This is a genomic window from Streptomyces sp. NPDC059201 (assembly GCF_042754585.1).
GTDB lineage: Bacteria > Actinomycetota > Actinomycetes > Streptomycetales > Streptomycetaceae > Streptomyces.
This window is the reverse complement of record NZ_JBHZBB010000006.1, coordinates 73,136-84,716: the sequence shown is the minus strand read 5'-3', so window position 1 is coordinate 84,716 and position 11,581 is coordinate 73,136. Positions and strand designations below refer to the sequence as shown.

Genomic DNA, 11,581 nt, shown 5'->3' with positions numbered 1-11,581 from the left:
GCCCGAGGTCGGGTACGGCGCCGGGCCGGAGTCCAAGGCCGGGGCCAGGCCCGGGTACGGGGCCGGGGCCAGGCCCGGGTACGGGGCCGGGGCCGAGGCCGAGGCCCGGTACGGGTACGTGCCCGAGGCCGAGTACGGCGCCGGGCCCGAGTCCGGTGCCGGGTACGAACCCGGGCGGAAGTCCGGTGCCGGGTACGGCGCCAGGCCGAAGTCCGGTGCCGGGTACGGCGCCGGGCCGAAGTCCGGTGCCGGGTACGAGGCCAGGCCCGGGGCCGGGTACGGCGCCGGGCCGGAGTCCGGTGGCGGGTACGAACCCGGGTACGGGGCCGGGCGCGAGGTCGCGTCCGGACACCGGGACCGGGACCCCAGCGGGCCCGCCCCCGTGCCGATTCTCATGTATCACGCGGTCGCGCCGGAGCCTGCGGCTGCGACCTTGGGGTTGTCCGTCACGCCTGAGGCGTTTGCGGCGCAGATGGAGGTGGTGGCGGGGCTCGGGTTCACGCCGGTCACTACCGCCGCGCTGGGGGGTGCTTGGCGGCGGGGGGTGGAGTTGTCGGGGCGGCCGGTGCTCGTCACGTTCGACGACGGGTACGAGGGGGTGCATCGGTACGCGCTGCCGGTGCTCGCGCGGCACTCCTTCGTGAGCACCGTCTTCGTCACCAGCGGCTGGCTGCCCGGCCGGCACGCCACCGGCGGGGCCCTCGACACCATGCTCTCCTGGGGGCAGGTGCGCGAACTGGCCGCCGCCGGGACCGAGATCGGCGGGCACAGCCACAGCCACCCGCAGCTCGACCAGCTCGACGCGCGGCGGCTGCGGTTCGAGGCGCTGCGCTGCCGGGAGCTCGTCGGCGAGGAGCTCGGCACCGCGCCGGACTCCTTCGCCTACCCCTACGGCTACTCCAGCCGCCGGGTCCGCGCCGCCGTCCGGGAGGCCGGCTTCGCCCAGGCCCTCGCGGTCGGCAACGCCCTCGCGCGCCGCCGCCAGGGGCCGTACGCGCTGGAACGGGTGACCGTGCGCCGCTCCACCACCGTCGAGGAGTTCACCCGCCTCGTCGAAGGACGGGCCCTCGGGCGGAACTTCGCCGCCGACCGGGCGCTGACGAAGGGGTACGCGCTCGCCCGCCGGGCCCGCGGCGCGCTGCGCGGGCACTGGATCTAGCCGCGCGGGCACGGGATCCAGGGGACCGGCGGACGGCGCGGCCCGCCGGGGCAAAACCCCGTGCGCCGCCCGGGCGGTTGGCGGATCATGGCGGCATGCCAGACACCCCCGCCGTACCGTCCGGGCCCCGCAGCGCGCTGCCGGTCGTGGTCAACCTCGACGACAGCGACTCGCCGGGCGACGTCATGGACGCGCTCTTCCTCGACCGGTTCACCACCGGGGAGCAGCCGCACTCGCACGGCGTCACCCTGGACCGGGCCCGGGCCGACGCGAGCCTGCTGCCGCCGGGCGCCCGGGTGCTGTGGGGGTCCAAGGAGGAGGACCGCAGCTCCGTCCTCGCCGAGGGCGAGGGGTGGACGATCCTCTCCTCCCGCTGGAAGCACCGCGCCGACGTCACCGTGACGGCGACCGACCCGGAGCTGGCCGCCCGGGTCCTCGCCGAGGCCACCGAGGGCGCCAAGGACGAGCCCGAGCCGGAGCCCGAGGACGTCACCATGGGCTTCTGGTACCTGGCCCCGCAGCGCGGACCGCGCCGGATGACCCGCCGGATCAGCGCGGACACCTGGGACGAGGCGCGGCCCAACTACACGGCGCCGGTGGCCGGCGCGATGGACCGGCTGATGAAGCTGACCCCGGAGGACGTCACCGGGCGGCTCCTGCTGCTGCACGGCCCGCCGGGCACCGGCAAGACCTCCGCGCTGCGCACCCTCGCCCGGTCCTGGCAGGACTGGTGCCAGGTCGACTGCGTGCTCGACCCCGAGCGGCTCTTCAACGACATCGGCTATCTCATGGACATCGCCATCGGCGAGGACGGCGACGGCACCGAGAAGGAACGGTGGCGGCTGCTGCTCCTGGAGGACTGCGACGAGCTGATCCGGGGCGGCGCGAAGGAGGCCACCGGCCAGGCGCTCTCCCGGCTGCTGAACCTGACCGACGGTCTGCTCGGCCAGGGGCGGAACGTGCTGGTGGGGCTCACCACCAACGAGGACCTGGAGCGGCTGCACCCGGCCATCGTGCGCCCGGGCCGCTGCCTGGCGCGGATCGAGGTCGGGCCGCTCACCCGCGCCGAGTCGGTGGCGTGGCTGGGGCGGGACGAGGGCGTGCCGGGCGAGGGCGCCACACTGGCGGAGCTGTTCGCGCTGCGGCGCGGGGCCTCCCCTTCGGACCTCCCGGACCAGCGCACCCCGGCCGCCGGTCTCTATCTGTAAGCCCTGTAAGGGTGGTGAGGGGCGCGAGGGGTGCGAGAGCGGTGAGGGCGCGGTGAGGGCGCGGTCCGCCGGAGGGCGTCCCCCCCGGCGGACCGCCGGCCGTCACTCGGAGTCGTACGCGGCCCTCAGCGCGTCCCGCACGGCCGCCTCGGCCTCGTCCCGGGTGAGCCCCAGGCGGTACGCCTCCTCCGCGTACTGCGCGGCGGCGGAGGCGGCGCGGCGGCTGGCGGCGTCGCCCGCCGCGGCGACGAAGGTGCCGTGCCGGCCCCGGGTCTCGATGACCCCGTCGGCCTCCAGGGCCTTGTACGCCTTCGCGACCGTGTTCGCGGCGAGCCCCAGCTGTTCCGCGAGTCCCCGGACCGTCGGCAGCTTGTAGCCGACCGGGAGTCTGCCCGACCGGGCGCGCTCCGAGATCTGGGCGCGCAGCTGTTCGTAGGGGGCGGTGGTGGACTGGTGGTCCACGTCGAGTGTCAGTGTCACCCACCCGATTCTGCCCCCACCCCACCGGAAAATGGGAGGCGGCGGCGCGGCCCCGGCCGTAGCGTGCGGCCCCATGACTGTGATCGTCCGTGACGTACGCCCCGACGACGCCGAGCCCTTCGCCCGCGTCCGGCGCGCGGCCCTCCCGTACATGCTGGCCACCGCGGAGCAGGTGGCGTTCGACTGGGCGCACGCCCACCCCGACTCCCACGCCCGGCCGCTGGTGGCGGTGACCGAGAACGGCGAGGTGATCGGGACCGCCCAGGTCTCGCTCGCCCATGACTCCCCCGAGCCCGGCATCGGCCGCCTCAACGTGTATGTGGACCCGGCCCGTCAGGGTCTCGGCGCGGGGGCGCTGCTGGTGCGCACGGCCGAGGAGCACCTGGCCGAGCGGGGGGCGACGGCGCTCTACAGCTGGGTCCTCGACGAGCCGGCGAACCGCGGCTACGCGGAGCGGCGGGGGTACGCGCCGAGCCGGTCGGCGCACTTCCTGCGGCTGGACCTGACGGCGGGTCTGCCGCCGCTCCAGGCGCCGCCGGCCGGTGTCGAGCTGCTGTCGGCCGAGGAGTTCGCGGCGGACCCGCGGCCGGTCTTCGAGCTCGACGCGGCGACCACCGCCGACGAGCCGAGTGACGTCGTGGTCGAGATCGACGACTACCCGCACTGGCTGGAGACGACCTGGAACCACCCGCTGCACGACCGGGCGCTGACGACGGTGGCGGTGGTGGACGGGGTGCCGGCCGCCTTCAGCGCCGCGCAGACCGACGGGCTCGGACGGTACTCCTCCGGGATGACGGGTACGGCTCCGGGCTTCCGCGGCCGGGGGCTGGCGAAGCTGGCGAAGAACGCGTCGCTGCACCGGGCGCGGGAGGCGGGCTGCACGGAGGCGTTCACCGGGAACGACGCGGGGAACGAGCCGATGCTGGCGATCAACGAGTGGTTCGGATACGCGATCGGTGCGACGGAGGTGCGGTATGTCAGGGCGCTCGGTTGAGGTGGCGCTGTGGAAGGCCGGGCGGCTGAAGATCCGCTATCCCGCCGAGGTGGTGACGGAGTCGCCGACGCGGCTCTCGGTGCGGGCGCCGTGGGCGGCGGAGGGGGTGCGGGACTTCGGGTTCGTGCGCTTCGAGCCGGGTGACGTCTTCGTCGAGCACTACTGGAGCGACCGCTGGTTCACGGTCAAGGAGGTGTGGTCGGCGGAGGGCGCGCTCAAGGGCTGGTACTGCGACATCACCCGGCCGGCCGAGTTCGGGGCGGCCGGGGTGTCGGTCGAGGACCTGGATCTGGACCTGTGGGTGTCGGCGGACGGCAGCGAGGTGCTGCGGCTCGACGAGGACGAGTTCGCGGCGAGCGGTCTGGCCGTCTCCGACCCGGAGGCGGCCGAGCGCGCCGTGACCGCCCTCGACGACCTGGAACGGCTGGGGCGCCGGGGCCTGCGGGAGCTGCTCGAAGCCTAGGCCGGTCCTTCCGGGCCCTCCCGGTCAGGCCGAGTCCTTCCGGGTCAGGCCGGGTCCTTCCGGGTCAGGCCGGATCCTTCCGGGTCAGGCCGGATCCTTCCGGGTCAGGCCAGGATCACGGGCGCCGTCTCGATGGTGAGGAAGGCGGGGGCGGGGAGGCCGAGGCCGGCGTCGGGGACGAGCTGCATGAGGGTGCTCTGGACGCGGGCCTCGCCTGGCTGGTAGCCGGGGTCCTTCACCACCGCGGTGTTGGTCCAGGTGCGGAGGAGGCCGTCGCAGACGGCCCGGGTGCCGCCGATGCTGGCGGAACGGTCCTTCTGGACGAGGGTGGAGCTGACGAAGACCGGGCCCGCGCTGTCGTCGAGGCAGCGGTAGGTGCCGGAGAGAGTGATCGTTCCGTCGGCGCCGAGCAGGCCGGCCGGGTCGACCGCGAGGAAGTTCGCGAGCCGTCCGGCCGGATCGGCCTGCTGGGCCCGCTCGGCCTGCTCGGCCTGTCCGGCCTGCTCGGCCTGTCCGGCCTGTCCGGCCTGTCCGGCCTGTCCGGCCTGTTCGGTCGTGAAGCCGTCCGCCCCTCCCGCGTGGGCGAGAGGGGCGGCGGTCACGGCGAGGAGCGCGGTGGCCGTGGCGGCGAGGGCGAGTCGGACGCGCATGGGGGGTGTCCCTTCGGGGGTGGGGGGAGATGTCGCCCGCCAGGGATACCGGATCCAGCCGCCCGATGTCCGAAACTCACTCCTTCATCGGCGCGTTGGCCGGACCGCGCGCCGATCGTCGTACGGTCGTACGCTCCCCGCCTCAGGACGCGGTACGGCGCCGGGTCACTGCCTTCCGCAGCAGCGGCCACACCAGCAGGAGCAGCACGATCGCGTAGACGGTCACCGAGAACGGGGTGTTCACCAGGCCGGTGACGGAGCCGTCGCTGATCTGGAGCGCGCGGCGCAGCTGCTGCTCGGCGGCCGGGCCGAGGATGACGCCGATGACCGCCGGCAGCACCGGCAGGCCGTAGCGGCGCATGCCGAGGCCGAGGAGCCCCACCACCAGGAGGACGACCAGGTCGAGGGCCTCGCCGCCGACCGCGTACGCGCCGACGGCGGCGAAGAACAGGATGCCGGCGTAGAGGTACGGGCGCGGGATGCGCAGCAGTTTCGCCCAGACGGGCGCGAGCGGCAGGTTGAGCGCGAGCAGCAGGACCATGCCGACGAAGAGCGAGGCGATCAGGCCCCACACCAGCTCGGGCTCCCGCTCGAAGAGCAGCGGTCCCGGCTGGATGCCGTACTGCTGGAAGGCGGCGAGCATCACCGCGGCGACGGCGGTCGTCGGCAGGCCGAGCGTCAGCATGGAGACGAGGGTGCCGGCGGCGGAGGCGGACGCGGCCGACTCGGGTCCGGCGACGCCCTCGATCGCGCCTTTGCCGAACTGGTCCTTGTGCTTCGAGAGCCGCTTCTCCGTCACGTACGACAGGAAGGTCGGGATCTCCGCGCCGCCGGCCGGGATCGCGCCGAACGGGAAGCCGAGGAACGGGCCGCGCAGCCACGGCTTCCAGGTGCGCCTCAGATCCTCGCGGCCCAGCCACGGGCGCCCGACGGGGACGGGGCGGCCGGCGGTGCGGCGCAGATGGGCGGCGACCCAGAGGGCCTCGCCGATGGCGAAGAGGCCGACCGCGACGATGACGACGTCGACGCCGTCGGCGAGCTGGAGCGAGCCGAAGGTGAGCCGCTGCTGGCCGGTGAGCTGGTCGAGGCCGACCAGGCCGATGGTGAGGCCGATGAGCAGCGAGGCGACGCCGCGGATCCGGGAGGAGCCGAGGACCGAGGTGACCGCGATGAACGCGAGGACCATCAGGGCGAAGTAGTCGGGTGCGCCGATGTCGACGGCGAGGGACGCGACGGTGGGGGCGAGGACGACCAGCAGCATCGTGCCGATCATGCCGCCGGTGAAGTGGCCGATGGCGGCGGCGGCGAGCGCCTGCGCGCCCCGCCCGGCCTTGGCCATCGGATGGCCTTCCATGGCGGCGACCACGGCCGCGCTCTCGCCGGGGGTGTTGAGCAGGATCGACGTGGTGGAGCCGCCGAACATGGCCCCGTAGTAGATGCCGGCGAACATGATGAAGGCGCCGGTCGGTTCGAGGCCGTAGGTCACCGGGAGCAGCAGGGCGACGGCCATCGCCGGACCGATGCCGGGCAGCACGCCGATCGCGGTGCCGAGGAGCACGCCGACGGCGGCCCACAGCAGGTTGACCGGGGTGAGGGCGGTCCCGAAGCCGTCCATCAGGGAGTTGAGGGATTCCATGGGTCAGAGCACTCCCATCAGCGGCCCGCCGGGCAGCGGAACGCCCAGCAGGCGGTCGAAGACGCCGTAGGTGAGGAGGGAGAGGACGGCCGCGATCAGCGGGTCGCGGGCGGGGTGGCGGCTGCCGAGGGCGTAGGCCGCGCCCCAGAAGAGGAGGGCGCCGGCGACCGGGAAGCCCAGCGGGCCGATGAGGACGGCGAAGCCGAGGAAGACGCCGACGAGCAGCAGGACGGTGCGCCAGTCGGCGGGGGCGGCGAGGTCGATGTCCTCGCCGCCCTCGGCCTCGCCGCGGCCGCCGTGCAGCACGTCGACGGTGAGGAGGACGGCGACGGCGACGAGGCCGCAGCCGACGAGCAGGGGGACGGTGGCGGGGCCGACGGGGCCGCGGGCGGAGACGTCGACGTCGAGGGTGAGGGCGTCCGTGAGGACGAGGACGCCGAGCAGGAGCAGCAGGACGCCGACGCCGAGCTCGGAGCGGTCCTTGAGCCGGTTCTTGAAAGAGGGCTTTCCGGGGGTGGTCACAGTCCCAGCTCCTTCAGCACCGTATCGACGCGGGTGTTCTGTTCGGTGAGGAAGGCGCCGAACTCCTCGCCGGGCAGGAAGGCGTCGGTCCAGCCATGGGTCTTCAGGGACTCGCGCCACTGGGGCGAGTCGTGCAGCTTGGTGACGAGGGTGACGAGCTTCTCCCGCTCGGCGTCGGTGAGGCCGGGCGGGGCGACGATGCCGCGCCAGTTGGTGAACTCGGTGTCGAGCCCGGCCTCGCGGAGGGTGGGGGCGTCGAGACCGGGGACGCGCTCGGCGCCGGTGACGGCGAGCAGGCGCAGCTCGCCGGACTTGATCTGGTCCAGGTACTCGCCGACGCCGGAGACGCCGAAGGCGACCTTGTCGCCGAGGATGGAGGCGAGGAGTTCGCCGCCGCCGTCGAAGGGGATGTAGTTGACCTCCTTCGGCGGGATGCCGGCGGCCTGGGCCATCAGCATCGGCGCGAGGTGGTCGGGGCCGCCGGGCGAGGAGCCGCCGCCGACGGGCAGCTTCCCGGGGTTCTCCTTCCAGGCGGCGAGCAGCTCCTGGATGGTCGTGTACGGGGAGTCCTTGGAGACGACGACGATGTCCTGCTCCTCGGTGAGCCGGGCGATCGGGGTGGTGTCGGCGAGGGTCCGGGGGGTCTTGTTGGTGTGGACGGCTCCGACGACGCCGAGGCCCATCGACATGGCGACCCGCCCGTCGCCGCGCTCGCCGACGAGCCGGGTGAGGCCGACGGTGCCGCCCGCGCCGGGCAGGTTGAAGACCTCGATGTCGCCGGTGAGACCGGCTTCCTCGGCGTTCTTCGCCGCGGTGCGGGCGGTGATGTCGTAACCGCCGCCGGGAGTGTTGGGGACCATGAACCGCAGGCCGGGAATGTCGGTGCCGGTGTCGGAGCCGCTGCCGGGGGTGAGCAGCGGCGGCCCCACGAGCACCAGCAGCGCCGCCCCGAGCAGGGCGAAGGGGGTGCGAAGACGCACGAGGCCGCCTCTCGGTGGTTGGGGGGTGGAAGGGGTTTCCGGGCAGGGCCCGGGAAACGTGAAGTGGGCCACATGTTGCCCGCGCGTTAAGAAGCTGTCTCTCTTCCGCAACCAACGGACGTTGTGGTCCTTGTGGTCTCCACCTACCGTGTGCGGCGTGACGAAGGTGCTGGTGGTCGACGACGACTTCATGGTGGCCAAGCTGCACAGCCGCTATGTGTCGGCCGTGCCGGGCTTCTCCGTCGTCGGTGTCGCGCACACCGGCGCGGAGGCGCTGCGCGCCGCCCACCGCCTCCGCCCCGACCTGGTGCTCCTGGACATCTTCCTGCCGGACATGGACGGCATCGGGGTGCTGCGCGAGCTGCGCGGGGCCGGTCTCGCCGTGGACGCGCTCTTCATCACGGCGGCGCGGGACGCGGGCATGGTCCGGGCGGCGCTGCGGGCCGGCGCCCTGCACTACCTGATCAAGCCCTTCAACCAGGCGGCGCTCCACGAGCAGCTGCGCCACGCGGCGTCCCTGCGCACCCGCCTCGACGGCCTGGACGAGGCCCGGCAGGAGGACGTGGACCAGATCTTCGGCACCCGCCCGCCCGGCTCCCGCGAACTCCCGAAGGGCCTCGCCCCGCACACCGCGGACCTCCTGGAGGGCATCCTCCGCGCCCACCCGGAGGGCCTCTCGGCCACCGAGTGCGCCGAGGCCGGCTCCCTCTCCCGCGTCAGCGCCCGCCGCTACCTCGAACACTTCGCCACCACGGGCCGCGCCGAGGTGACCCTCCGGTACGGAGGAACGGGCCGCCCGGAACGGCGCTACCGGCCGGCGGGGTGAGGGGCCGTCATGACGAGCGGGCGGCTGTCCGGTACCGCTGGAGAAGCGCTTCGGCGCGGACCGTCCAAGGGTGCGCAGGGCCCAGTAGCCGGATCCGGCCCTCCACCACCATCTCCCCCAGCTCGATCGCTTCGTCGTGTCGTCCCAGGGCGTCAAGAATGACGCCGAGTGTCTGTCGCGTGTTGAGCAGCAGGGGATGGCCCGGAGCGAAGCGCTCGTACCCGGAGAGGGCTTCGCGGGCATGAGGCAGCGCTTCCAGCGGGCGCCCCGCGGCGGAGAGCACGTACGCGTAGTTCAGTTCGGCGGTGAACCTCATGAGGTGGCCCTCCCTCGTGGCACCGCGCCAGCCCTCGATGACAGCAGGACCCGTCGCGATGATCTCGTCCCGCTCCGGCAGCGCGGCCGCGTCGGGGTGACCGGCCGCCTCCAGGACGTACAGGGACGCGATGAGCGTGAGGGGGTGGGAGGGCCCGAGTGCTGCTTCCCTGCCTTGAGCCACCCGCTTCAGCAGGCTCAACGACTCCTCGAACCGCCCGAGGTTGCTGAGTGCGCCCGTCAGGCGCAGACATGCCTCCAGGGTGTCGAGAGCGTCGGGCCCGAACGCCTGCTCACATGCGTCGAGCGCCTCCCGGCACTCGCGCTCGGACTCCTCGAACCGTCCGAGCCGGAAGAGAATGCGCCCCACACGTATGCGGAGCCTGAGGACGAGCGCACTGTCGGCCGGCAGGCAAGGAGTGACGATGTCGAGGGCGTCCCTCGCCAAGGTGAGTGCGGAAGCGTAATCCCCCGACCTGTGCACGGCGGTGACGAGCCTGAGGACACAGTCGGTAGCGTCTTCGACAGCCGCCGCGCCGGCATTCCAGCCGACCACGCGCCGTAGGAAGGCGATGACGTGAGGAGCGAGCAGGACCGTCCTGGGGTCCTGCTCGCCGTGTTCAGGCACCTCGGGCAGAACGGCCTTGAGGAGACGGGTGGCCGTCGTGGCGAACCGCTCCCGCTGCTCGGCAGGGGTCGCCCTGGCCACGCTGTCGAGGACGATCCCGTGGACCCGCAGGCAGCGTACCCGGCCCGGTACGAGTTCGGTCAGCGAGTGATCGAGGAGGCCGCGGAGGGCGGATTCGACGCGGGACGGGTGGAGTTCCGTACCGAGGTCGGCCCCGGCGACGAGGGCGAGCGGGAGCGGGTCACCGGCCCAGCAGGCCAGCAGACGCAACAACGCGGTGGCTTCGGGGAGGCCCTGAGCGGTGAGGGCGTCGAGGGACAGCTGCCAGGTGCGGCTGAGCAGATGGCGGGACTCCGCGCCGGTCTCGGCGCCCTGGTCGATGAGTTCGATGGGGTGGTGACCGGCCGCGCCGTCGAGCCCATGCCGGTAGTCCGTGAGGTTCCACGGATCGATGATCTGGTGAGCGAGGAATCCGCCGGCCAGGGTGAGCGCCAGGGGGAGGCAACCGAGGCGGTCGGCGACCTCCGCCGCTTCCTCCGCGCTTCCCGCGTGGGGAGCGAGGTCCTGGAGCACGAGCGCGGCGTCCTCCCGGGGGAGGACGCCGAACTGCAGCAGCTCGGCACCCGGCCACCAGTGGGCCGCCGCCTGTCGGGTGGTGACGACGACGATGCCGGTGGGGCTCGTACGCAGCCACCCGCCGTCGCGGAGCACGGCGGGGGTGTCGGCGTTGTCCAGGACGAGCAGCCATGGCCGGTCGGAGGCGTCGAGGTACTGCCAGACGAGGTCGGCGGCGGGGCGCAGCCCGCTCCGGGCGCCCGTGAGCTCGGCGTCGGTGGCACCCCGGTCGGCGGCGACGGCGAGCATGCCCCCGCGGAGGGAGGCCGGATCGGAGGCGTTGACCCAGAATCCGATCCGGCCGGTGTGGTCGACGGCGTGGCGGAAGAGGGTGTGGGCGACGGCGGTCTTGCCGCATCCGCCCATGCCGTGGAGGACGTAGACGCCGTTGCCTACACCGGGCTCGACGGCGGCCCGCAGGCGGTCCATCTCCCCGACGCGGTCTCGGAGCACGACGGGCGCGCGGCCGACCGCCGGGTGGCGTACCGAGTCGGGGCCCGCCCACTCTGGGGCGTGGTGATGGTGCTCGATGATGTGCTGGTCACCCGATGCCTGGTAAACCCGTCCGTGCCCGTCGGCACGTCCGTCGTTGGCGCCGGTCATGACGGGCCGATGTGCTGGTCGCGTCCCGCCTGGTACACGCGGGCGTGTCCGGAGGCGGTGGCGTGCTGGGTCACTGCCGGGGCGTCGGGCGTGACGGGCCTGAGCTCGTCGAGGAGTGTGCGGAGCACCGCGGCCTCCTCGGGGTGGGCCACGAGCAGCCGCCGGATGCGGCCCTGCCACTCCACACCCAGTTCGCCGCCGGTTTCGAGGTCACCGGCCTCCCGCGCGGACAGCAGCTCCGTGCGGGTCACTTCCAGCTCGGCGGAGATCGCCTCGGCCCGATCAGGCTCGGCACGGCGCCACAGCGAGGTGATGCCGTCGCTGATGCGCTGCCATGCCTCGGTCGTCAGCAAAGTGACCAAGGTCGTCCCCGCCGTGCCCGCAAGTACGGCCAACTCCGCGTCCACGAACCGCCCCCATTCCGTTGTCGCTTGTCGGCCAGGGTATCCAGGCGGACCCGGCCGTCACAAAGGATTCCCGCCGACCCCGACCGTCGGCACGG

Annotated in this window: 12 protein-coding genes; 5 read left to right on the top strand and 7 right to left on the bottom strand. The window is 73.5% G+C overall.

Going from position 1 to position 11,581, the window contains the following annotated elements; all coding sequences use genetic code 11:
* The first annotated feature begins 394 nt into the window (after positions 1–394).
* Both ACFXMG_RS20510 and ACFXMG_RS20505 read left to right on the top strand, forming a co-directional pair.
* The gene (locus ACFXMG_RS20510) at positions 395–1,159 is read left to right on the top strand and encodes a polysaccharide deacetylase family protein (RefSeq protein ID WP_383818336.1); all 765 of its coding nucleotides are present in this window, start codon (positions 395–397) and stop codon (positions 1,157–1,159) included.
* A gap of 95 nt (positions 1,160–1,254) precedes the next feature.
* The gene (locus tag ACFXMG_RS20505; RefSeq protein WP_383818282.1) at positions 1,255–2,367 is read left to right on the top strand and encodes a DUF5925 domain-containing protein; all 1,113 of its coding nucleotides are present in this window, start codon (positions 1,255–1,257) and stop codon (positions 2,365–2,367) included.
* 102 nt (positions 2,368–2,469) lie between these two features.
* On the opposite strand, the gene ACFXMG_RS20500 is transcribed toward ACFXMG_RS20505, so the two are convergent.
* Complete coding sequence (locus tag ACFXMG_RS20500; protein WP_383818283.1) at positions 2,470–2,847, bottom strand: GntR family transcriptional regulator; 378 nt, start codon at positions 2,845–2,847, stop codon at positions 2,470–2,472.
* Between the two features lie 73 nt (positions 2,848–2,920).
* On the opposite strand from ACFXMG_RS20500, the gene ACFXMG_RS20495 reads away from it, so the two are divergent.
* Complete coding sequence (locus ACFXMG_RS20495; RefSeq protein WP_383818284.1) at positions 2,921–3,841, top strand: GNAT family N-acetyltransferase; 921 nt, start codon at positions 2,921–2,923, stop codon at positions 3,839–3,841.
* Complete coding sequence (locus ACFXMG_RS20490) at positions 3,822–4,304, top strand: DUF402 domain-containing protein (protein ID WP_383818286.1); 483 nt, start codon at positions 3,822–3,824, stop codon at positions 4,302–4,304. Before ACFXMG_RS20495 ends, ACFXMG_RS20490 begins: the two co-directional genes overlap by 20 nt.
* Positions 4,305–4,408: 104 nt before the next feature.
* On the opposite strand, the gene ACFXMG_RS20485 is transcribed toward ACFXMG_RS20490, so the two are convergent.
* The 4 genes from ACFXMG_RS20485 to ACFXMG_RS20470 form a co-directional block, all read right to left on the bottom strand.
* A complete protein-coding gene (locus tag ACFXMG_RS20485; protein WP_383818287.1) occupies positions 4,409–4,954 on the bottom strand; it encodes a DUF6299 family protein in 546 nt (181 codons plus the stop codon).
* Positions 4,955–5,096: 142 nt separating this feature from the next.
* A complete protein-coding gene (locus ACFXMG_RS20480) occupies positions 5,097–6,590 on the bottom strand; it encodes a tripartite tricarboxylate transporter permease (RefSeq protein ID WP_383818289.1) in 1,494 nt (497 codons plus the stop codon).
* A gap of 3 nt (positions 6,591–6,593) precedes the next feature.
* A complete protein-coding gene (locus tag ACFXMG_RS20475; protein WP_383818291.1) occupies positions 6,594–7,112 on the bottom strand; it encodes a tripartite tricarboxylate transporter TctB family protein in 519 nt (172 codons plus the stop codon).
* Positions 7,109–8,092 (bottom strand): Bug family tripartite tricarboxylate transporter substrate binding protein, encoded by a 984-nt coding sequence (locus ACFXMG_RS20470; protein WP_383818292.1) that lies wholly within the window; start codon positions 8,090–8,092, stop codon positions 7,109–7,111. Before ACFXMG_RS20470 ends, ACFXMG_RS20475 begins: the two co-directional genes overlap by 4 nt.
* Before the next feature lie 157 nt (positions 8,093–8,249).
* Here ACFXMG_RS20470 and ACFXMG_RS20465 point away from each other — a divergent pair, with 157 nt between their 5' ends.
* Complete coding sequence (locus tag ACFXMG_RS20465; RefSeq protein WP_383818294.1) at positions 8,250–8,918, top strand: response regulator; 669 nt, start codon at positions 8,250–8,252, stop codon at positions 8,916–8,918.
* Positions 8,919–8,925: 7 nt separating this feature from the next.
* Here ACFXMG_RS20465 and ACFXMG_RS20460 read toward each other — a convergent pair whose 3' ends face one another.
* Both ACFXMG_RS20460 and ACFXMG_RS20455 read right to left on the bottom strand, forming a co-directional pair.
* Positions 8,926–11,079: a tetratricopeptide repeat protein gene (locus ACFXMG_RS20460; protein WP_383818296.1), complete on the bottom strand. Its 2,154-nt coding sequence runs from the start codon at positions 11,077–11,079 to the stop codon at positions 8,926–8,928.
* Entirely contained in the window at positions 11,076–11,486 is a 411-nt protein-coding gene (locus tag ACFXMG_RS20455) for a hypothetical protein (protein WP_383818297.1), read from the bottom strand. The genes ACFXMG_RS20460 and ACFXMG_RS20455 overlap by 4 nt, the downstream gene beginning before the upstream one ends.
* Between the last annotated feature and the right edge of the window lie 95 nt (positions 11,487–11,581).